This is a genomic window from Candidatus Falkowbacteria bacterium (assembly GCA_013336275.1).
Classification (GTDB): domain Bacteria; phylum Patescibacteriota; class Patescibacteriia; order Patescibacteriales; family GWE2-39-37; genus JAAXUA01.
Genome location: JAAXUA010000001.1, coordinates 305,922 through 328,802 on the forward strand (window position 1 = coordinate 305,922; position 22,881 = coordinate 328,802).

General features: G+C 52.3%; 19 protein-coding genes. 1 reads left to right on the forward strand and 18 read right to left on the reverse strand.

Annotated elements, in window-relative coordinates:
* Positions 1-37: 37 nt before the first annotated feature.
* From tsaB to HGA34_01615, 13 genes are all read right to left on the reverse strand, one after another.
* On the reverse strand, positions 38-409 hold the full coding sequence (gene tsaB / locus HGA34_01555; protein ID NTW22213.1) for a tRNA (adenosine(37)-N6)-threonylcarbamoyltransferase complex dimerization subunit type 1 TsaB: 372 nt from the start codon (positions 407-409) through the stop codon (positions 38-40).
* Between the two features lie 112 nt (positions 410-521).
* The gene (locus HGA34_01560) at positions 522-1,697 is read right to left on the reverse strand and encodes a glycosyltransferase family 4 protein (GenBank protein ID NTW22214.1); all 1,176 of its coding nucleotides are present in this window, start codon (positions 1,695-1,697) and stop codon (positions 522-524) included.
* Positions 1,698-1,708: 11 nt separating this feature from the next.
* The gene (locus tag HGA34_01565) at positions 1,709-4,231 is read right to left on the reverse strand and encodes a hypothetical protein (GenBank protein ID NTW22215.1); all 2,523 of its coding nucleotides are present in this window, start codon (positions 4,229-4,231) and stop codon (positions 1,709-1,711) included.
* Between the two features lie 133 nt (positions 4,232-4,364).
* The gene (locus tag HGA34_01570; GenBank protein NTW22216.1) at positions 4,365-5,573 is read right to left on the reverse strand and encodes a glycosyltransferase family 4 protein; all 1,209 of its coding nucleotides are present in this window, start codon (positions 5,571-5,573) and stop codon (positions 4,365-4,367) included.
* 189 nt (positions 5,574-5,762) lie between these two features.
* Complete coding sequence (locus tag HGA34_01575) at positions 5,763-6,752, reverse strand: radical SAM protein (GenBank protein ID NTW22217.1); 990 nt, start codon at positions 6,750-6,752, stop codon at positions 5,763-5,765.
* Between the two features lie 4 nt (positions 6,753-6,756).
* Positions 6,757-7,602, reverse strand: a complete 846-nt coding sequence (locus tag HGA34_01580; GenBank protein ID NTW22218.1) for a glycosyltransferase family 2 protein — start codon at positions 7,600-7,602, stop codon at positions 6,757-6,759.
* The gene (locus HGA34_01585; GenBank protein NTW22219.1) at positions 7,574-8,956 is read right to left on the reverse strand and encodes an O-antigen ligase family protein; all 1,383 of its coding nucleotides are present in this window, start codon (positions 8,954-8,956) and stop codon (positions 7,574-7,576) included. Before HGA34_01585 ends, HGA34_01580 begins: the two co-directional genes overlap by 29 nt.
* Positions 8,957-9,125: 169 nt before the next feature.
* A complete protein-coding gene (locus HGA34_01590) occupies positions 9,126-9,515 on the reverse strand; it encodes a hypothetical protein (GenBank protein ID NTW22220.1) in 390 nt (129 codons plus the stop codon).
* A gap of 213 nt (positions 9,516-9,728) precedes the next feature.
* Positions 9,729-11,639, reverse strand: coding sequence for a LysM peptidoglycan-binding domain-containing protein (locus HGA34_01595; GenBank protein NTW22221.1), 1,911 nt, complete (start codon positions 11,637-11,639; stop codon positions 9,729-9,731).
* A gap of 262 nt (positions 11,640-11,901) precedes the next feature.
* Positions 11,902-12,834, reverse strand: coding sequence for a hypothetical protein (locus HGA34_01600; protein ID NTW22222.1), 933 nt, complete (start codon positions 12,832-12,834; stop codon positions 11,902-11,904).
* Positions 12,831-13,295 (reverse strand): hypothetical protein, encoded by a 465-nt coding sequence (locus HGA34_01605; GenBank protein NTW22223.1) that lies wholly within the window; start codon positions 13,293-13,295, stop codon positions 12,831-12,833. The genes HGA34_01600 and HGA34_01605 overlap by 4 nt, the downstream gene beginning before the upstream one ends.
* A 141-nt stretch (positions 13,296-13,436) precedes the next feature.
* Complete coding sequence (locus tag HGA34_01610; protein ID NTW22224.1) at positions 13,437-14,312, reverse strand: hypothetical protein; 876 nt, start codon at positions 14,310-14,312, stop codon at positions 13,437-13,439.
* A gap of 195 nt (positions 14,313-14,507) precedes the next feature.
* Positions 14,508-15,104: a hypothetical protein gene (locus tag HGA34_01615; protein NTW22225.1), complete on the reverse strand. Its 597-nt coding sequence runs from the start codon at positions 15,102-15,104 to the stop codon at positions 14,508-14,510.
* A gap of 117 nt (positions 15,105-15,221) precedes the next feature.
* Between HGA34_01615 and HGA34_01620 the strand changes: the two genes are divergently transcribed.
* Complete coding sequence (locus HGA34_01620; protein ID NTW22226.1) at positions 15,222-17,444, forward strand: hypothetical protein; 2,223 nt, start codon at positions 15,222-15,224, stop codon at positions 17,442-17,444.
* A 58-nt stretch (positions 17,445-17,502) separates the two neighbouring features.
* On the opposite strand, the gene HGA34_01625 is transcribed toward HGA34_01620, so the two are convergent.
* The 5 genes from HGA34_01625 to mltG form a co-directional block, all read right to left on the reverse strand.
* On the reverse strand, positions 17,503-18,018 hold the full coding sequence (locus HGA34_01625) for a hypothetical protein (protein NTW22227.1): 516 nt from the start codon (positions 18,016-18,018) through the stop codon (positions 17,503-17,505).
* A 243-nt stretch (positions 18,019-18,261) separates the two neighbouring features.
* The gene (gene rplL / locus HGA34_01630) at positions 18,262-18,672 is read right to left on the reverse strand and encodes a 50S ribosomal protein L7/L12 (protein ID NTW22228.1); all 411 of its coding nucleotides are present in this window, start codon (positions 18,670-18,672) and stop codon (positions 18,262-18,264) included.
* 32 nt (positions 18,673-18,704) lie between these two features.
* Entirely contained in the window at positions 18,705-19,232 is a 528-nt protein-coding gene (locus HGA34_01635) for a 50S ribosomal protein L10 (protein NTW22229.1), read from the reverse strand.
* Between the two features lie 198 nt (positions 19,233-19,430).
* Positions 19,431-21,812, reverse strand: a complete 2,382-nt coding sequence (locus HGA34_01640) for a DUF3160 domain-containing protein (protein NTW22230.1) — start codon at positions 21,810-21,812, stop codon at positions 19,431-19,433.
* Positions 21,813-21,821: 9 nt separating this feature from the next.
* On the reverse strand, positions 21,822-22,880 hold the full coding sequence (gene mltG, locus HGA34_01645; GenBank protein ID NTW22231.1) for an endolytic transglycosylase MltG: 1,059 nt from the start codon (positions 22,878-22,880) through the stop codon (positions 21,822-21,824).
* Between the last annotated feature and the right edge of the window lies 1 nt (position 22,881).

The window sequence follows — 22,881 nt, forward strand, 5'->3', positions numbered from 1 at the left end:
AAGCTGTTACCTATTCTTATCCACAGTTGGAGCTGTTTTAAAGGCTTTTTTTCTTAACGACGAAATCCGGAGTATTGTCGTAAATCGGTTCGACATAGGCCTTATCTGGCTGCTTTTCGTTCCTGACCGTACCCTCAACCGGAACCTGCAAGGCATAGGCCATGGCGTTGGCCGTGACAATGCCGATACGCAATGAAGTGAAGCTGCCCCCTTGGTTAGCCACGATGATTTTCTCCAGATCGATCATGCGAATCCCGGCTTTGGCCAAGGCCCGGTCGATAGCTGGCAACAATTCTTCCGACTGCCGTCTGCGCGCTGGCACTTTCTCCTCGGCGATCAGGTCTGCATCCCTATATACAGCCGCAGTCAGAGCCTCGGGGTCCGTAGTGTCTATTTTTAAGATATTCATAATATTGATTTACGCTCTAAAGGATTCTTAACATATTAAAAAGAAAAAATAAAGGCTTAAAACAAACCGGCCCGCCTGAATGGCGGGCCGGTTATCTATATTTTTATTTTCTTTAAAACAAGAGATGCATCAGCTGTCCGATGATTTTCATCCGCGGAAAGCGTCGGCGCTGGGACTTCTTCTCTTTCAGCGCCTCATCGTAGACTCGTTCGACGCCAGTGGTGATGTCATTCCAATTATAGTATTTAATGACATGCTGGCGGTTACGATCGCGGCTTTGGGCTACGTCTGCCGGATTATCAAGCATCTGCTGCAGCTTGTCGCGCAGGTCGCGGATGCTCTTGTTCTTGAAGACATAATCCGTACCGGGCAGCGCCTCGAGATTTTCAGGAATATCGCTCACCAGAACGGCTTGGCGGTAAGCCATGGCCTCAAGCAAGGCGATCGATAAGCCTTCCGATTCGGAGGGCTGGACAAAAGCATAGGCGTGGCTGAAAAGCTGTTTGAGGTCTTCGCCCGACTGGTTGCCGGTGAAGATAACCCGTGGATCGCCCTCGGCCAATCGATGGATCTGGGAGACATACTTATCGGTAAAGGCGCTATCGCCGACGATGACCAGTTTCTTGTCGGTCTCGATCTTCTTGAACGCCTCAATCAGGTAATGGACGCCCTTGTGCTTGACCAGTCGCGAAACGGCCAGGATATAACTTTCCGATTCAAGCCCCCATTGGGCTAAAGCCGATTTTTCGCTGACAGGCTCGACGGCAACGCCGTTCGGCACATAGGTGGTCTCCTGCTCGTACTTCTCATTGGCGTACCGCTGCAAGGTCCTTGAGACCGCAATGGTCCGGTCAGACAGCTTGCAACATACCAATTCGCCGAAGCGGAGATAGAATTTGGCCAGGCTGTTCCATTTCTGGTGCATGTAGCACTGGGTGTGAAAAGTGGCGACGACCGGAGTCCGCGGCTTCAAGAGCTTCACCAGCCAGAGGAGCGACGACGGTCCGATGGAGTGGAAGTGAACCACATCGACGTCGCGGCGGGCGACGTCGAGGCAGGCTAGGAATGTGTGGCTGATCGCATCCAAGTGTTTGGAATTGACGCTCGGGAGGCTGATCAGATTGACGCCGCGAAAGGACGCAAGGTCAGCCGGGGTGTAGTTGCGGCGAGTGTAGACGTACACTTCATGGCCGCGCTGCACCAGGTTGGTAGCCAGATCCTCGACGTGCTTTTCCACGCCGCCGAATTTGGCTGGTATTCCCTTTTGTCCGATAACGGCTATTTTCATATGTTTATGCTCTAAGGTTTAGTTACGATGACCGGGCCTGAATTAAGCAAGTTCTGGTCGATAGTGGCCACGATATAGAATTCACTGCGATAGATGACGTTGGCCCAAGTCGAGCCGACCCTGACTCCGCCTTCGGTGCCGAAGTTGTAGCCATAGATGTAGACTGCGCCGGTCACCTGGTTGAGCTCTTTGACGAACTCGACCGAGCGGACGACCTTGCGGATCGAGACCGGACCGAAGTCGGATTCATTGCTGGTGTAATCGCCGACTCTGACCGAAACGTAACCATAATGGTAAGTATCCAGGATCTTGACCCGGATCTCCTGCCCATCGACCGTCGGATAGACGCCGATCATCTGGACTTTAGGATTGATTACGGTATGGTTCTGGTCGGCATACTTATAGGTAATGACGTTCTCGCGCGGATTGATCGAGAAGCCGTAGCCCCTGATGGTCAGGATGCCGGTGTTCAAGTCGATCTGGGCGTCGGTCACGGTCGGACGGACCGACAAGCTGACCTTGCCATCATCCTGCCAGCGGTCATAACGCAGGTTGACTGATGAATACTTGTTGGAAATCGCCATCGGAGCGGTCAAGCTGACGACCGTGCCATTGGCACCGACAGTCAGGCTGCTCGGGGTGACTTCGACCTTCTCGCTGGTGGTCAGGGTAAAGATGACCTTGGCCAGATTGATATTGCTGCCGACGCCGTAGGCGGTGATAAGCATAGGCTGTCCCGGCTGGACCGGCTCTGGAGTCACGTTGACGATTTTAGGAATTATTTCCAAAGGCAGATAATTCGATTTCTGGCCGTTCATGACGATAGCGACGAAGCCGGTTTGGGCGCTGTTGGGTACGACGACGGAGATTACGCCGTTGGCGTTCTTCAGCACGGGAGCGGCGACACGCTGGCCATAACCTTGGAATTCGATAGCGGTCGATGAGCTGGCATCAGGATTGACGCCCTCGGCCGTCAGGGTGATGGTCTCGCCGATAGCAGCCGCCGGCAGCCTTTCGGCAGTCTCAGTCGAGAAGCGGCTGTTCTTGGCAGCGATAGTCTTCAAACGCGGCTTGGCCGAGTAAGACAAGGCCTGGCCTTTATCGGAAACGACGCCGTTGACCGTGACGGTCACGGTGGCCGAGTTGGCATTCTTCAAGGCCTTGACCTCTATCAGCTCATCCTTTTCGAAGATGTCGACGACCTTGGCAGTCTCGGTGCCGATGGCCTTGCCTTGGCTGTTCCAGTAAGTCACGACCGGACGATTGGCGATGCCTTTGCCGTAGATCAGGAGCTTATCGCCGACCTGGTCGTAGCCGCGCTGGCTCCAAACCATCTTATATATGACCGGCTTGACCTTGTAGGCCACAGCCGCCGTGCGGTTCTCTGTGCTCTTGCCGGCTACGTTCTGGAACGAGGTCTGCATGAACATGCTGCCCGCGACCACGCCGGTCGGAAGCTTGACGGTAACGTAATTCAATTGGGAATCGAAGCGGATCGGCTTGAGCCAGTTGTCCCACTGCTTGCCTGTCTTGTCCGTCACGCGGACGACGACGAAGCTGGCGTCGGTAGCCGGACTGAAACCGGTCACGCGGATTGTGGCGTCCTGGTCCGCCTCGAGCATCGACGGGATCAACTCGATGATTTTAGGCACGACATTGTAATTGAATTGTCCCGCCAGCTGGCCCTTGATATAGACTTTGCCGACTCCGCCGAATGTCTGCTGATAGAAGCTGAAATAGGCCACGGCGCCAGTCATGCTGTCGATGCGGAATTTCTTCCTCTCCGGCTGGCCGGAAGTCGGATTATAATATGGGAGCTCGACTTCGATATCATTCTCAGTCAGATAGCTCAAATTGTTGAATTGCAGCGCTTTCCTGGTGTCGCCGATGGAGCCGCGAACTTCGGAAGTTGCCAGTTTGCTCGAGAGCTCGACCAGCGAGACGCCGTCGATGAACATGGTTGTGCCTGAAGCGATATCGCCGAAGGCGAAGACCAGAAGCCCAGGCTCTGAGGCCGTAATTTCCGGCACGACGATCTGGCTATATTCATTATAATCAGTGCCGACCGACTGTTCGAACAGGGGCGTTCTTGGAACGTAGGTCGAACTGTTCTCCAAATAGACCGAAAGTTTGCTCGGCACGGAAGCTTTAGCATAATATCGCAGCCAGTACTGCTTGCCGGCCTCCATCAGAAAGGAGTTGGATTTGGAACCGACTAGTCCGGCACTGGCACGGTTGCCAGCTGCACCGGAAACTTCAACTCCGGCTGCGTATGATCCCTGCCCGAAAGCCGGTTCATAGGAACGGAACAAAGTATATTGGCGAGTAGCGGCTGTCTGCCAGACTCCCCAGCTCGTATAGAGGTCAGTTTCAAAACTGCCACCTTTTATCATGTTCGCGCCTGGTTTGGTGGGCAGAGGGACGGCATCGGCGGCGTTGGCTGTAAGCACAACTCCTTGAGCCACCACTGAGACGATCAATAGGAGCGAAACGATCGATTTGATTTTTGCTTTCAGACTACTTAGGTAGTTCATACGGTTTCGCTTAGAAAATTAAAGCCATCGACGAAATATATCGATAAACAATCTATACTACTATAAACAGAATGTTTTGTCAAGGGTTTTCGTGATTAATTACTATTTTTTATTTAATATTAGCTATTTAAATTCAAATTAATGATTCGTATATTTGACTGATTTTCTGATAAAACTGTCCACTATCAAACCTCTTTCCTTGCTCTTTGGAGGCCTCTGACATAGCTTGGAAATCAGCCTTTTCGAGCTTCAGGATGGCCCGCCTAAGGTCTTCGGGGTCGCCAGGGGCGAAAGTAAAGCCATTCTCGCCCGGATTGACCAGCTCGGTCAGTCCGCCGATGCGGGAAACCAGCAGCGGCCGGCCAGCGGCTAAGGCCTCGATCAAGCTGTAGGGCATATTCTCCGGCCAACGCGCCGGCAATACTACCGCTCGGGCCTGCTTGATCAACCTGATCAGCTCGCTGCCCTCCTGGTAGCCCAGAAACTCCGTCTGGCGGCCGAGACCCAGTGCTTTGGAGCGAGCCTGCAAGCTTTCATGTTCCGGACCGGCGCCGACGACCTTGAGCTTGGCCGAAGTGCCGGAAATGGCCTCAAGCAGATCGTTAATCCCCTTCTCTTCGGACAACCGCCCGAAATAAAGAAGATAGTCGCCAAGGGGGTAATCCGCATCAGCTTCCAGTTCGATGCGCTGCCCTTCTCCCAAAAAATTGTATACGACCGATATCTTCTCTTGCGGCAAGCCGAAGGCGGCAGATACTTCGGCCATGAAACGGCTTGGGGCGATGAAATGGTCAACCAAGTCGTAATTCTTGAAGATGCGCCGATGCAGATAAAGCTCGAGCATGCTCATCAGGCTCTTGGGCCGCGAATTTTTGACGCAGCGATTCAGGGCGCATTGGTAATATTTGCCGCCTTTGCAGCGTTCGCAATATTTACCTTTGACATACAGCTGATAGCTCGGGCAGATCGGCTGATAATCATGCAGCGTCATCACTACGGGAATGCCATACTGCTTCAGGACGCGGATAATGGACGGTGTCAGCTGATGGGCGACATTATGGAGATGGGCCAAATCAGGCTTTTCATCGCGCAGTAAGCGCTTGAGCTGCCTGACCGCCTCCCAGTTATGAAAGAATTTGAAAAACCCTGATAGGCTGAAATGATCGAAACCGACCGGCTTGGCAAAATATTCCGCATAAGGTGCCGGCAAATTCTGCGGGTCCTGCATCGAGAACGGGATGACCGTGTGGCCGTTTGACTCCAGCAATTTCGACAGCTCGAACAGGTGACGCTCGGCGCCGCCCTTGAGGTAGTAGAATTTGTTGATCTGCAGGATTTTCATGATTATGATTATTATCTTTATTGTCGCCTGCCTCTGTATGTCATTTTCTCAGTCAGCATAGAAAAGACGAAGTCTTTTGCATGGTCGGGAATTCATGTTTCTTGATCAAAATTCTGGAGCTTTTTTTATAAAAGCTTACGAATTTTTATTCCTTCGAAAATGACATACAGAGGCAGGCAACTTCTTCGGTTACAAGCTTGCTCTGAAAAATTTATGCTTGATGATCCACCAGCCGACGCTCGGCAGATGCCGGCGCATCTCGCCTCGGATCGTGCAGATGATCCATGACTCGCTGGTATTCTTGACCTCCATCTCCTGGCGCGCCTGGTCAGCGGCGGCGGAAAACCAAGTCGTCGCTAACTTCCCCTCTCCCAGATTGCCCAACTTCTGGCTGATCAGATTGCTTGGATAGATCGTGCCGTTCGGTTCGATAAATAGCGAATCCTTCCCGGCACCGGTCGGCAGCAGACGTTGCTGCTTGCGGGCGTAAAGCAATAAGCCGTAATCATAGAAGGCGCGGAGCCAGCGCTTGATTCGCCAGCTCTTAAGCTCCTTCCTGATGAGATAGGTCAGGTCGCGTTCAACCGCTTCCAGCGCGGTCACTCGATTCGAATCCTTTTGGAAATAGATATCGGAGTTCTGCACCAGGGCCAAGGCCATCTCAATGCCGAGTTCGCACGACAGGTCGTAAACTTTCGGCAGCTCGCCAGCGTTGTCGTCCATGATCGTGAAGCTCAAGCCGAGGTTCGAAACTCCGGATTCCTTAAGCATCTTGATGGTGGAGATGGCGTGGTCGAAGATGCCTGGGATGCCGCGGATGCGGTCATGGACCGGGGCGAGGCCGTCAATGGAGATGCGGACACCGACTTGCGGATCGACCGCCAAGATCTTATTGATCTGTTCGCGGATCAGCTCGGTCGCCAAGCCGTTCGAGGAGATGATGATCTGGGCCTTCGGCGAAACCTCCTTGATGATCGCGACGATTTCAGGCAGGTCGGGGCGCAGGAACGGCTCTCCGCCGGTAAGATTGATATGCTTCAAGGTCGGCGCCAGATTGCGGAAATACCCGAGCGGCAATTCGGCCGGATTCTGGTCCTGCCAGATATTGCACATCTGGCAGCGCGAGTTGCAACGATAGGTTATGGCGATAGTGGCGTCGATCGGCTGGTAGGTTTTCATATGGTTAATGGATGAATAATCTTAATATGGAAATCTTCAAAGTGTGCATCAGCTTGACCAGCTTCCGCTCGACGAGGCGGTCGGGCCAATGTTTGCCCATGAAATACTCGAGATTGTCGCGCTCCCAGCGCATACGCTCGAGCGTGCGGCGTCCGCCGGCGGAAAAACCGTGGTAGTGGAGAACCTTGGCTTTGGGCAGATAAACCACCTGCCAACCGGACTCGGTCGCCCGCGAGCAGTAATCGATGTCTTCGACTCCGAAAAAGAATTTCTCGTCCAGCTCGCCCAACTGTTCCAAGACAGCTCGTCTGAGCATCAAGCAGCCGCCGGAAACCCAGCCGACTTGGCCGCCATGCTCGAAAAGCGAGCGGTTGAAACGGTTAGGATATAGCAGGCTGCCGCCCGGCAGATATTTGTAAAGCGTGGATAAGCGGATGAATTCCGACATGAAACTGAACGAACGGCCGCAACTGACTTGGAACTCCCCGTCAGGATAAGCCATCCGTGGCCCGACGATGCCGGCCTGGGCGTTCTGTTCAAGATAGGCTGCCAACTTGTCCACTGCCCCGGCTTCGACGATTACGTCAGAATTGAGCAAAAGGATAAATTCCCCCTCAGCCAAGCGCATGCCCTGGTTGGCGGCCCCAGCAAAGCCGAGGTTGGTTTCATTGGCGAAGTAGCGTATGCGCTCGTCGGCAAGGTTCTCGATATACATCCTCTCGGTCGAGCCGTTATCGATCAAGATGACTTCCTTGACCGATTCGTCGGCACGCTCAAGCAAACGCACGATCGCGCGCTCAGTCAGTTCCGGCGTGTTGTAATTAATTATTACTGCTGATACTTTTTTCATAAGCGCTTATATTTATCAAAGCTCCGAGTGAGAGCCAGAAGACCAAGGCATAAGGCAAGGCCAGGAACGTCACCTCTACCAGCCCATTGACGAAAGCAGCCATAACCATGGCGATGACGCCGTAACCGAGCCAGCGTTCTCCTGGCGACCGACGGCGAGTGTAGACCGCTTGGCCCAGCACGCTTGCCATCAATAATGTCACCATGGCGACTCCCAGTACGCCCAGGTCGACTGCCGCTTGGAGGATGAAATTATTCAATAAATCGCTCTGGTCATAGCCGAGCATCTTCTTGAAATGCTCCATCTGCTGGCCGGCGCCGACGCCGAATTGCCAGTGCTGCTGCAGTATCTTCCAGGAAGTCTTATATTCTAAAACCCGATATTGGGTGTTGGCGTCGTTGAAAGTATTGGCAACCCGCTCCCACAGGACGACTGCTACCGGAGAAAACATCAGAGCGACCGTAACGGCTGCAGCCAACCCGGCTAGCATCAGGGCGGTGCGGCGTTCCCGGATCTTGAAAAAAAGGAAAACCATGCCGATGCCGAGACTGATGAGAGCAGCTTTGCCTAAGGACAGGAAAATGGCGGCTAAGGCGATGATTATGACCCCGAGCCAAAGAAAACTCTTTCTGGTAAGCTGGTGGCGCCAAAGGTAATAACTGGTCAAAAGCAGGGTCAGCGAGACCATGATGGCGGCCGTCGTGGCAATCGGGGCTACGGGCAGGACGACGCTCTTCCGGTCAGTGAAGAATTTCTGGGTGATGCCGAGTTGGAAGAATTTGTAAGCGATCTCACCGGCGATGATCAGGATAGTAGCGGCGATCGACCAATAGAAGGCCGAGACGCGTTTGGCGGAATTGATCAGGTTTCGCGACAAGAAATAGGCAAGGCAGCTGAAACTCAGGATCTTGATGACATAGATATACGAGGTTGCGGACATCCCGACCTGATAAGAGCTAGCCGCTAAGATGAGCGTACCGAACAGCGCTAGAGTAATCCAGTCGACAATAACCTCTTTCCAGGTGTTGCTGACCGTGCGATCGATCAGGAATACCACTAAGGCAAACAGGAGCACGGCTTCGGTCAAAGTCATCTCGTATGATAGCCCGGGTTTGATTTCAAGGAAGATGACCTTGCCCAAGGTTATGAGCGGCAAGGCCAAAAGCACCAGGCGCCAAAGCTCATCGCGCCAGATGAAAAAGAAAAATACGGCCAGAACGAAGCTGAGTGCAAGGGCGATGCTGCCTAGCTTGCTTAGCAGCAAAAAACTAGCCAAACAGCCCAAGAAGAGACCGAATTTGGATAAGAATAGCTTACTTTGGCTTAAATTTTGCGTTATTGCTAATGTCGCCATAGGTTTGCTTGGATTAATATATATATCATATTTTGGCGTTTTTGTCAACTATATTCCCCATTTTGGGTAAAAACCTAGACTATTTACATAGTCGGAAATTAAATTTCTTGACCATAAAAAAACGGGCGCTACTTGGGGTAGCGCCCGGTGATACGAATGAACGTGCAGCTTATTTGCAGGCTGCGTCTGCCTTGAGGTTGCTGCCGCCTTCCGAGCGGTCGACTGTCAGGCCCTTGACTGCATGGGTCTTGGACCAGAGGACTTTACCGCTGGTGACGTTGACGGGGTGGAAGCGACCGTCGGCGATTTTTGATTTGGCGATGACGTAGTCACCGGCCGAATCCTTGACCAGCTCATAACCGGTCATGTCGCCTGCGCCCCACTGGTTTTCATCGCAGGCCGCGTAGATGGTGGCGGACATGTTGAGTCCGACCATTGCACGTGCGGGCACGCGGATCGAGTCGCCATCGACACAAGTCTGGGTTACGCCAGCGAACGCCAGCGTGCTGCTGAGGGTGATGGCGAGGGCCACCAGGGTTGAACTGATAAGACGTTTCATAACTATTCCTCCTTCTGTAGTGTGGGAGAACACTGTCTCCGGTTTGTTCGGAGCATCGCTCCGATTTCCCGGAGCTTAGGTTCCGAATGGTTGATAGTTACCTGCTGCCTAGGTGGACTCTGTTTTTTACCTCCCCAAGATGGAATGAGCTCATTATTCACAATATTACAGTGAACTTCAGAGTATAGTCCATCAGTGAGGATTTGTCAAGACCTACGGCCGTTCGCGTACTGCCGGTACGGGTACGGAGGTTTTGAGCGGGAGTGGCAATGCGGCTGGTTCGGCGGCTTGGGCTTCAGTTACGCCACGGTTGGCCCATGAATTGACGACATGATGATAAGCCTTCTTGAATGTCCGATCGAAGTTCCAGACTACATTGGCACCGAAGGTGTCACTGGGATCATCTTTGCCGATATTGAAGCGGTAGCGGGCCGAAGGTTCGAGCTGTTCTTCGAGAACTTTGGCTCCGACATAAGGCTCGACGCCGGTCATCTTGGCGCCTGGAGTGTGGTCTACTACCAGACCAACGAGCGGTTCGACCTTGTCGCTGGCGTAAAGGGACGCTTGTCCCATAAGCGCGAACTGTGATTGGTCGCGTCTCGGGTCCTGGGCGGCGGTCATTGCTTTGCCGTTCACCCATGACTGCTTCTTGCCGCCGATGTCGATGTTGGCGCTGCCGGCAACCTGGACTTCGCTCGGCCAGTCGTGGCCGGTCTTGTGCAGATGCCGCGCTTCGACATTGATTAGTTCGTTCTCTTCCCTGCCTTCGTAGCCGGTGTTGTTCTTGGCCCAGCCCTCCTGTTCGCCGTAGCGGAGATGCAGGATTGAGAGGTCGTTTGGCTGACGTACTTCGAGTACGCCGCCATAGACTATCTGGTTGCCTTTGAACTTCAACAGGCCGCCATTCTTTTCTCCGAACTGTCCGTCCCAACCGACGCCTTTGATTGAAGCGCCGGGATAGAAGGTGCGGTTCTTATCGCCGCAGTACCCGGGGAAAATATCCATCTCCCCGCCATAGATCATCTCTTTGTCCTTGTTAGGGTAGTTGACGCCCCAACGCGGTGCGATGAACAGGGCACCTTTGTAATCAGGCGTCCATTTGCAGCAGGGTTTTTCAGCCGGCGGCGGTGGTGGGGGTGTTTCTTTCTGCGGTGGCAGTGGTGGCTGAGGCGGTGTTTCTTTCTGCGGCGGTGGCGGTGGCGGTGGCGGTTCGCCCTCCTTCGGCGGTTGCGGCGGTTGCGATTTGGGCGGTTCCTGCGGAATTACCGGTACGGCTGGCGGCAGCGGGCGAGAGCTGATCTCGAGGTTGTTGCACTTCGATGTCAGCGTGATCGTCCACAATCTGCCTTTATGTTCGAACTCGGGCCAGACTTGCGCCTGGAGCTCTTCTTGACCTGACCAGCGGGCCGTATGGACCCAGTGGTAGTTTCCGAAAAGTATCCAGTCGAAATCGGTGCCGGGTTTGACAGTGGTTGCCTGCGGAGTGGTTGAGGTGAAGGTTTTGACCAGGAGATTCTTCAGTTCCTGGTCGTCGGTCGGCAGCAGATTCAGGGCTTTGCGATGGTCGCGCTTCCCGAAAGGATTGCCGCCGGCTATCGTCCAGAGGAATACTCCGGCCGAAGCTTTAGCTGCAGTTTTGCCCGTGTGCGTTTTTCCCGCCTGCTTGGCTTTGCGTTCAGCTGGCACCGAAGTGTCTGGCTGGACGATCCCATTGACGATCGGGATTACCAAAGCTTGGTCGGGGTGGATCAGATGTGGATTCTTGATGCCAGGGTTGGCTTCATGGATCCTAGTCCACTGGCTGCCGTCGCGGTAGTAACGCTCAGCGATCGTCCAAAGGCATTGGCCCTTGATGACTACATGCTTGAGCGAAGTTGCGACTGCGGCCTTCTCGCGCGGTTGCGGCGGTGCGGGCACGGATGCTGGCACCGCGGCTGGCTGGGCTTGGCTGGCTCTAGAAACGTGGCAAGCGATACAAGCTTGCTGTTTCTTGGCAACCGGCTGCTGCACGGCTGGCTTCGCGATAGCGACTGTCTTGACCGGCTGCTCTTTATGCTTGGAACCCATGAACAGGGCTATCAGCACGAAAAGCGCGATCAGTGTCGGCATGATCAACTTTTTCATGACTTGCTCCTTTCCTCCAGCAGTTGGATACTGGAAAAATTGAAATCCTTTTGCGCACCATCACCTGATTCCTGTTTCTTCCGAGCTAACGGAAGCGACATGCTGCGCTTTGAGAGCGCAACTGCGACGGACCCGACGGGTCAACGCCTAGCCTGCTGGGAGCCTGCGGCTTCCTACCAGCTTACTTGGGAACTAGCTGAGTGTGGCAATGCAACGTATAAGCGGACTGCGTATTTGGATGCGACCGAAGCCGCAAGTGAAGTTACTCAGCCAGGAAGAATTTCGGTATGTACCCCAGTTTGCTGAGGCAAGCGTCATAGCGACGGTTATACCGGAACATCCTGGACACGTCGCCGGATGATGGCTGGTACTGATCATAGCCTACGGAGTTCATCTTGTCCGCGATGAAAATCTCGGGGACGGTGATGAACTTCATGGCGGCGATGATTATCGCTGATTCCCTGAAGCCGACGAACGGCAAGGTCACCAGGATCTTCCAGTCGCTGCCAAGCCACTGGGCAAAGTTGTAAACCTTCGAATCCTTCCACATGATCTCCTCAAGCTGTTTTTCTGTAAGCTTGCTCGAGGGGTTGAGGGTCAGGCGGTGTTCCTCCGCCAAGTACTGGCGCATCCACTTCACTTCCTTGACCAGGGCCCCCGCATAGATATCGAGGAGCTGCCGGTACTCGGGTGAGTCGGTGCTCATTGCCTTGGCGAATTCCTGCCCAGTACCGAACTTCGGCATGTGGGCTTCAAGCTCTTTGTAGTCGATCTTGCCCGCCTCTTTCAGTTTGACTTCGGTGCCCTGTCCGTAGGCGGCAGTCATGGTGCGGTTAAGCACGGCGACCAGCGCGCCATCGAAATCTTCGGGCTTAGCCATGGGTACGGTTATGAACAGGGGTTTGGTGCAGGCCATGTCGACGAGCGGATTGTCGAACAGGCTGACGGCATGGAGTTTCAGCGGTTCCCGTCCGTCCTTGTAAACTACGCGGACGGGCCAGGTCGTTCTCTGTTCCCCGCCTTCTGCCAGGTCAAGCTGCGGATGAAGCGGCAAGGTCATAACCATGACCTGCTTCACCTGCTTGGCAGGCAGAGGCACGAGGTGCATCTCTTCCTTGCGCATGAAGTCGTGTGAGCAGCCGGAAACGAGGCTGCCGAACATCAGTGCTGCGATAAGCTGTCTTGCTGTTCTCATGACGCCCTCCTTTCGGCTTGCTCGTTGTAGCTGGCGCCGGTGATGTCGATCACCTTCCTGTCGCTCAGCTTGGTAATGATTTTCGCGTCTTCCAATCGGTTGAACTGCTCCTGGAAACGATCCGGTTTCTTAAGGCAAGTCCTAATCGAGTGGCGCAAGCTTTCGATGTTTGAACTGTTGAAATTCTGGCCTGAGGCGTTGACGAAGGGCGAGTACCAGATGCCGTCGTGGTATTTGACCTTTATGGCATAACCGCTGACGTACACCTCTCGCGTTTCTCCGTCGTGCTCCTCGAGTTGCCGCAAGGCATTCCCTTTGATCGCCTCGCGCAAGGTGCGCCTATCCTGGTATCGGAACCAGAACAAGAGGCAAAAAAGGAAAATTATCCCTGCCACACCCATGGCGCACATCAGGTTCCAGAATTCATCGGTTCCGAACTCCATACTGAACATGCTGAACATAGCGTACTCCTTCCTGATTTTTCCTCAATCTAGAGGAGGATTTTCGGTCATCTGACCGGTGTTGTCACGTGTTGTCAATGAGCCTAAGCTTGTCTCTTTCTGATCCCGTCAACGAGACTGGAGCAGAGGCGAAACAACCTTCTAAAGCAGGTTGCTGATATTGCCTTGGTTCAGGATATCGTCAAGGTCAAAGTCATCACTTATTGCCGGCTTAGGCGAAGGCCCGGCGGCCGGCTGCGCGACCGGTTCGGCTGGCCGAGGTCGTGCGGGTTCCGACTGAGCCTGGACCTCTACTGGTGCTGGCTCAGGACAAGGAGTTGCCACTGCCTGCTGCTGGGGAGCTGGCTCGATCGGCATCTTTTCTGGCTGCGTCTCCTGGACGGCCTGGATGGGCGCCGGCTCGATGGAAACTTTGGCGAAAAGGTAAAGGTAGAACAGGCCGAAAATCAAACCGATGACCGGACCCAATATCATATTCAAGACGATATTGGGGCGGACCGGCCACTTCGAAACGATGGGCTGGTCGATCACCCTGATTTCAACCTTATCACCAGTACCCAGAAAGACGCTGCTCTTATTCTTCAAAGCTAAATCGACGGCTTGAGCCACCTGCTCGGCCTGATATTTGTCGGCATGAAAAACCGAGATCTCGATCACACCCAAATCGCCATAAGACCTGGCGGCAATCATTTTCTGCCATGTCTTGGCGCGCTCTCGCTGGTCGTTGCTGAAATAGTCCTTGTCGACATTCAGCCCCGAAGCTAAGACCTCCTCCAGGAACGAATTGGAAGCGACGATCTTGGTCAAGACGCCGCCCAAATACTCGTTAGCCTTGGCAGCGACAAAAGGATCGGTACCCTCTTGGCTATTCTGGATGATCAGCAAACGTGACTGGGCTCGGAACTCGAGCGGACGCAAAAAAGTGAAGGCCATGGCAAGTAGCACGAAAATAAGGACGCTTGTCACCAAGGTCAGCTTGCCTTTTTTGATCAATTGATAGAATTGGGCTAATTCCATATGAGTCTTACGGCTAGACATTCAAAGCCCCGACTACGCTAAAGATATCGGGTTTATAAATGATAGTTCAAAATGATTAATTATGGTAACATTTTATTGTAAAAATGTCAATAGCTTATTCGGCCAAGGCAACAAAAAAATGCCCCTTCCGGGCAAATCTTTTAGTTTCAGCGAATTTTCTCTATTTTTTGCTAACTATACGCCAAATTCATCAATAAGAATCAAGCGCTTCCCCTCGAGGATATTATAAAGGAAGACATCAGTCATACTCAAGCGGAAGGAGAACTCTCCCGGCTCCATAAAGGTGAAGTTCACTTCTCGCCCTAATTCCTGCTCCAATTGTGCCAAAAGGGCGAGCAGCTTGACCTTATTGATCTTGCCGACTATCAGGATATCGATCGGCGAGTCGGGCAGATTCACGAAAATACCGGTCAGGACCAGCAGCTTTATCCGGCCCAGCTTCATCAGGCGATCAAGGAAGTCTCGTTCATAAAGGATCTGCGATTTGACGATTAACGCCTTAAGCTCATCTTTGAGCACGAAATTAGGATCGAGGCGGTAGTGCTTCTTTTCTTGCCGCGGAGCACCCTTCTCGTCGCTATTAACCTCTTCGGCCATGACATGCTCGACCATGCCGAACTCCTCCAGATTGTCCAACTCTTTCTTGACCGCCACCAGCTGGAGCTTGAGCATCTTGACGATCTCGACCAAAGTCAGGCGCCGGTCAGGCGACAACAAAAAAAGCTTCATCAGCTTGACGCGGGTTCGTGATCCAAAAAGCTTCTCGAGCATAGTTTAAGATTACCTGTTGCTAGCTTATACTGCTTGTTCTTTACTATTATTTTATAGTATAATATAGGGGTAGTCAATTCGTTATTGGCTCTATTTTTTATAGTGAGTTGAAGAAAAATGTTTTATAAAATTGCTCAACTCATCCTGACGCCCACTCAAAAAAGCAGCCAGCTGGGCGAAGTCTACCTGGCCCAACCCGATGCCCACAAAGAAGGGCTTGCCGGGCGGCTTTTCATATTGATCGAACTGCCAGCCAATGCCTCGGGCGGAGCCAAATTCATCAATTACCTGGTCAGCGAGCTGACTCATAACTACTACCAGAACGAGAAACTGATCCTGCGCGAAAGGCTCTCTACGATCAAGATTGAGCATATCTTCGAGGCGGCTTTAGCCAAGACCAACAAGAATTTGGCCGATTTCATGCAAAACCCGGTCATCGACTTCGAGTTGCGGTCAATCAACGCCACGGTCGGGGTAATTTTCGAAAATGAGCTCCACTTCTCCGTCATCGGTGCCAACAAGGCTTTCCTGGCCTACCTGAATCCTAAAGACTTAGACGGACGCGATTATCGGATCACTGAAATCACCGGCAGGGTCGATTCGGAACCGGTTGCCCCCGTGGTGGCCACCAAGATCTTCTCCAACGTCATTAATGGCCAATTGCCGGAAAAGGGCTACTTCATATTTTCCAACGAGGCCTTGCCTGAGTATGTCTCTTCCAAACAGCTCATGGAAATCGTCACCACCCTCTCCCCCGTCTCCGCAGTCGAACAATTAAAGAACCAGCTGGCCAAAGTGAACGCTTACGTTTCATTCCTGGCGCTGATCATCAAGAATACTGTCGGCCAGGCAGCCAATCCGGCAGACCGCATCATCTTGTCCGGCTCAAGCCAGAACTCGATCAACTCGCTCAATTCGACCGAACAGGCCACTGAACGGCTGCTGACCCCCTCGGGAGTAATAGACCTTAAGTCCTGGATTCAGAAAATTACCCGCTGGCGCCCCAAGCTGGGCGTTTCCCTGCCTCGATCGGCAAAAGGCGGGCAACTTTCCATCTCTGACCGGGTTGCCAGCAAGAAAAGAACCGGCCTATTCTGGCTCAAAAAATCATTCCAAGTCGTTTTAGCTTTTTTCTTAGTACTGTTCGATCTGATCAAGGGCTTGCCCCAATTCTTAAAAGCCGACCGCTGGCAGAAAAGCCTCAACTCGGCCAAACAAAGGACTGCCAGCTTTTTCCTCTGGTTCAAGAACTTGGAGCGTAAGCACCAAGTGGTAATAGTGGTCGTGCTCGTAACCCTCGGCTTTTTCGTCGAGAATCTCTTCACCCTAAAACAACGGAACTACGAAGAAGCCTTAGAGCAGAATCACCAAGACTCAGCCAAGCTCATCGAGCAGAAAGAAACCGCCGTCGAATCCAGTCTTATTTATAAGAACGAGGACGGCGCCAACCAGATCCTTTCGGAAATCAAGCCGCTTCTTGACCAATTGCCCGCCGATGACCCTCAATATGCCGAGCTGTTCAAGAAATATGAACAGCAGGTGGCGAAGCTCCGCAAAGAAAACAAGACCAACCCCGTCGAAGCGGCCAACTTCGCTCAAATCAGCCCTCAAGCCAAGCCAGAAAACCTGTCGTTGATTGCCGGCCAGCTAGTCGCCGGCGACGCAGCCAATTCTGCCATTTACCGATTCGACCTGGCAACCAAGTCAGGGACGATCAAGAACGATTTCACCGACCAGGTCTCCGAACTGCGCTTGCCTGCCTTGGACGAAAAATCAGCCAGTTTCCTCAACAAGGACAAGGTCATCGAATTCGACCCGACGACCGGCAAGGCCAAGCAATTCAACCTGGAACCCCAAGGCAATCCCATCGGTATCGCCAATCAGGCTATTTATAATGGCAAGCTATACCAGCTCAACAGCGCCGACAGGCAGATTTATCGCTTCAACAAGACAAGCGCTTCATACTCTGGCGGCTCTGCCTGGCTGAAACAGCCAGCCAATGAGCTGGCCGGGGCAGTCTCGCTGTCAATCGACTCCTCCATTTTCGTGCTTGTCGACAATGGGCAGATTTATAAATATCTCCGGGGTGAACCCGAACCTTTCACTACCCCCAAGATCCAGCCGCCAGTCGCTAAAGCAAGCAAGCTTTTCATTACGGACAAAAAAATACTTATCTTCGAGCCGGCCGCCAAACGCATCATCTCTTTAGACAAGAACGGCAACTTCATCAACCAAGCGACCTTTGCCGGTTTGAACGAGCCTCGTGACGCCGCCTTCTCAGCCGACGGCAGCAAAGCCTACATCCTCTCCGGCTCCAGTGCTTGGGAAATCAACTTATAACCTTCTCCAGATAAAAAAACGGGCGTACTTGCGTACGCCCTGTTTGCGGTTTGAGCCGCTACTGTCTTGGGAGGAAATGCACCGAATGATCCGTGCCGGCCAGGAGGATGCCCTCAGTATCAGGCATGATCTTCATGTCGAATTCGGGGAGTGAGGTCGTCACTTTCCTGAAGTTGATGAAGGTAAAACGCCGTTCACCGATGATCTTGTCGACAACCTCCACGATGGCAGTGATTTCGTGCCCGAAGTCAAACGGCGTAATGCCATAGTAGTGGCAGTTGACGAAGACTCCCTTGAAGTTCTTGACGTGGTGGTAATGGGCCGGAACCGACTTGCCTTCGATTATCTGCTCTGTCTGCAGCCGAAGACCGCCAGCTTTAGGCACTTTGACCTCGACGTCAGGCATAAGGGCCATCACCTTGCGTTCGCAAACCTTCGGCGCAGCACTCTGCACCAGCAGTTGGTGGGATTTGCGGTCTTCGCCTTCGAGACCATTGATGTCATCCTGGATCGCGAATGCGGCGAGGGCGAGCGACAAATTGGTGTTTCTGAATTCTGCTTGTTCGGTTTTCATTGACTGCCTCCTTGTGGTGGTTGTGGCAATTCCTAGGGATGAGTAAAAGCTCCTCAATTGACGTGACCGCTAAAATCCAGCGTTATAAGTATTTCCTCTCCTTGTTTAAGGTGCCCGCTTTTAGCAAAAAGCGCGAATTTATATTTATAACACATTTATGTATAATTGTCAACTAAAGCCCCCTTTCTCAGCAATAAAAAAAGACGCCTCTTACGAAGCGTCTTTTTTTTATTGTAAAAGGATTTACTTCAAGGTAACCTTGCCGCCAGCCTCTTCGATCTTCTTTTTGATGTCATCGGCTTCTTCCTTCTTTACGCCTTCCTTCACCATCTTAGGAGCTGCGTCTACCAAATCCTTGGCATCCTTCAAGCCCAAAGCGGTGATTTCGCGGACAACTTTGATCACGTTGATCTTGTTGGCGCCAGAGTCAGTCAATTCGACGTCGAAGCTGGTCTTCTCTTCAGCAGCCGGAGCAGCTGGGCCGGCAGCAGCCATCATCATGGCAGGTGCGGCAGCGGATACGCCAAACTTCTTCTCGAGAACCTTGACCAATGCGGCCAGGTCGATGACGCTCATCTTTTCGATTTCAGCAACGAGCGCCTGGAATTTTGCAGGAACCTCTACGGTTTCCTCAGTCTTGATTTCTTCAGTCATAGTTTTTTACTTAATAATTTTTTATAAATGTTTTAGGCTTTCTGCTCCTCAATTGCCTTGAGGACATAAACCAGGTTGCGCAAGTTGCCAGCCAAGGCATTGACGAATCCGGAAACCGGAGCGTTCAATGAACCGACCAACTGGCCATACAATTCCTGCTTGCTTGGCAATTTTGCCAATTCAGTCACCTCAGCTGCGCTGATAAAATGACCCTCGAGAACACCGCCGGCAAAATCCAGCTTACCCTCGTTCTCTTTCTTGTACTTAGCCACCAGCTTAGCTGGGACCACTTCGTCGCCGTACCCGAAAATCGCAGCCAATTGGCCATCCATCTTACGGGCAGAAAAACCGTCCAGACCCTTGCCTTTGAAAGCCAGGTCGATCAAGGTCTTTTTGGCAACGAGCATTTCGGCCTGTTCTTCTCTGAGCGCATTGCGCAAAGATTCGCTGGCCTGCACACCGAAACCGTTGAAATTAGCGAAAACTACCGACTTGGCTCGTCCGGCACGTTCCTCTAAAGTCCGCAGCTCAGTCTGCTTCTTTACTCTGCTTTTAGCCATAATTATTATTTAATTTCTCAAAAATCACGAATCATAAACAAAAAAAACTGTGGCTTTACCACAGCAACAAGAACCTAAAAATGGTCCTCACCTCGGCAGGGCTTATCTTGTACGCCTGCGGTCTCTGGTAAAGTAATATTTTGATGTAAGATTATTCTAGCAGATTAGCCATTTTTGTCAATAGCCCGAGTCTTGCGGCTATCGGCCACCTTCCTGCAGATTATAAACCGGGCCGATGGCCAGATATTTCTTACCCTTGATCTGTTCGATGATGACTATCAGTTTCAGGGTTCCGATATCTTCAATGGTCTTAAGCTTTTCGAAATTGAATGCCGTCCGCTTCTCGCCAGATTTGCTGACAAGGTTCTTCCTGGCGAAGTTGGCCAAGTTGGCCAAGTCATTATTATCCAGTTTCTCGCCGGCCAATTCCTTCTTTGTAATCGCCTTAAGCTTCAAGAGCTCGTCCTGGACCTCGGCCAATTTCTTGCCGGTCAGATCGACATCTTTAACCAGGCGCAGGGCTCCCATCATCTTGCCGAGCATCCGCGCGTTAGCCAAAAGCTCATCAATCAGGACTGGGGCCGGCTCCACCATATAGGAAGACTCCGCCAAGTCGCCACCGGAGACATTTTCCAGATTAGGGACCCACTTATCAGCCGGCAGCCGCAGATTGACCCAGGCGGCCAAAGCAGCAGTCGTTTGGCGGTTGCTCCAGTTGGCTGTGTTGGTGACGATCGGTCCGGTGAGCTCAAGCGGGTCAAGCATGGACTTGCGCATCACATCGAGCGTTGACCAATACTGGCTGGCATGCCAGCTGTTGGCACTGAAATTAAGAAGCTGGTTCTTAAGGATGTCTGATTGCTGGGTGTAATTCCTATAAGATGTGTTCTCGTTGAAATAGGCGTTGGAAACGACCGGCTGAAGTATGTTAATAATATCCAAGCCGATGGCCGCGCAACGGACATCGCCGATTTCAGACTTTTCTTTGGTTTGATTCGGACAAGCGGTGACGTTCTTGGCCAGTTGCTCCTTTTTGGCTGGCAAAAATTTGGAGACCTTGGGATTGGTCAGCTGCTTGAAGATAAAATAATCGGGCCAGAAATCAGTCTGCAGCAAGCGCATGCCTAAGATGGGCTTAGTCTTGGGGTCAGCGCGGTCATAGCTCCCTTCCAATCCGTAATAATCGCTGCGCTTGGCGATTTCGGCCTGAACCTTCTTGGCGGCCTGCTCGGCTCTCTGCCGTTCCGGCTCGATCGAGAAAATCTGCTCGGGATCATAACCCTCGCCAAAAAGATTCAGCATCACTTCATTATAGTGCAAGTAGGTCAGGTCCTTGCGCAACCCGGAAAAATACGAAACCACCTTGTAAATCCTAGCCCAGCGATTTTTCAGCTCCTGGTTATCGGCGAAGTCTTTGGCCACGAAAGCGTTAGCGATGAAATTAATCAGCCAGTCGTTCTGGTCCAACAAGCAATCTTTGCAGCTGTCATCACGGTAGTACAAAGGAAAGACCGAGTTGAACCAGCGATGAGCCAGATAGAAGTTGGCCAGTTTGGCATTGCCCAGGTTCTCGGCGGTCGGGTCGAATTCGCTGTAGTCGCGCTCATAAAGCAGGACTGGCGATTTCGAGGTGCCGTTGGCCTTGGCAATCAGCGCCAACTCCTTGGCTACGTCAGCCGCCAGATAATCCGGCAGCTCAAAGACATAGCCGTCCTTTTCGCTAGCTGAGAATTTATTGCCGGTCGTCAGCTCCTCACTCGAAATCTGCCCGGTCTTGGGTTTTAAAAGCTCGAGGCCGACGGCAAAAAAAGCCGCTTCAAGACGCTCGGCTTCCAAAACAGGGTCGTTGGCCGTGCCGACTTTGGCCTTAGTCTTCTTATAGCGAGCATTGGCGATCTGGAAGAATTCCTTGTTGATTTTCCACAAATCCTTATAAAAAGTCCCGACCTTGATGTCGGCGAATACTTCTTTCATCTGATTCTGGTAAAAATACCAGATGAAATCTGAACTGATGAACTGCGGCATGTCCTTCTTGCTGATCTGGTTATAAAGCCCGTAAAAATCAGTCGCCTCCTTCTTGAAGACATTGTCCATAATGGTAAAACCATTCTTGTTCAGTTCATCAATCTGCTTTTCTGATAATTCGACTTTTCGTGAAAAATCATAGTAGTTCGCGACATCGACTTTGATAGACAACGGCATCCTGATGGTATCAGCCTTGGCTTCGTATTTGTCCTGAGGCGCTTCATAATAATCAGAAAACTTCAGGACCTCGGCCTTGACGTTGGAAAAATCGCCTGACCAGCCATAAGGATCGGAGCTCGTGGCCTGGTCGTTCTCCGGCAGACCCGCACCGGTCGAGGTGGAGTTCTTCTGCACCTCGGTCGAGGTTGCCACCGGCGGCTTATCACCCGGCTTCTTTGTCGTGCCGAGATATGACTTGATGAAGCCGACCATGATACTGATGACTATCACGCCGCCCAAAACGGCAAAAAGCATGATCTGCATCTTGTTATTCTGCGGCGGTCTGTTTGTTACCGGCCCGGAATAGCCGGACCCTTGAGCCATGTTGTCGAACATGATTTTGTTTTAGTATAGATACTGCCTTTTATTCTGCTTATGCTGCTCGAATGTTTCGGCGAATATGGTCGCGCCCGTCTTAGGGTCGTTCAAGAAAAAATTATAATCATTCGGCTCGGGATAGATGGCTGCCACCAGGGCGGCCAAACCAGGGTTGCCGATCGGTGTCGGCGGCAGGCCCTTGAAGCGGTAGCTATTGAAGGGGGAGTCGGACTCCAGGTCTTCAGCCGAATGAGCGGCTACGGTGTCATTTAAGACATAGCTCAGGGTGGCGTCAGACTGTAGCGCCTGTCCGCGGTCGAGCCGCCGCCAAAAAAGATCGGAAACCAGCTTCATATCGGTGGCAGTACGAACTTCTTTTTCAAGAAGCGAAGCCATGATGACTACTTCCCAAACCGTCTTGCGTTGGCGCGCTATTTCCTGGCGCATTGCCGCAGAAAGTTTCGAATCGAAATTCTTAAGCATCTTCCTGATAATCTGCCCGGAGGTCGCAGTCTTGCTGAAACGGTAAGTGTCAGGAAAAAGATACCCCTCATAGCCATAATGACCCGGCTTATCCTCAAGGTAGCTGAAATCATTCGCGTAATCAGCCGGCCGAGGTTCAGACAGGGGTAGTTTGCCGTAATCAACGGTCGGTCTGCCGGCGGCATCAATAAAGGTAGAAGAAGCCACGATGCCTGCTTTGGCTAGCTGGTCGGCCAGGCTCCTGATACTATCCCCTTCCAGAAAGGTGATTTGCACCTGGTTAGCTTGAGCATTGCCCAGGGCTTCGATGAGCTGAAGCAAAGACAACCCCCGCGGCAACTCATAATCGCCAGCTTGAAGCTTGTTCTGTTTATGACTCAAACGCACGAGCACTTCAAAGAACCAAGGCGAACTGATGACTCCTTCGTCAGCTAAAGAGCGGCTGATCTGCTTCAAAGTCTCGCCGCGCTCGATCGTAAAGGCGATTTCGCCAGGCTTGCCGTCGCCAGGCTTGCGCTGCAATTCCCAGCCGAAAAAAATAATCGTTACGATAATGACCGCGGGTAGGAAGGCGAACAGGAATAGCCAGATATGCTTTTTCATA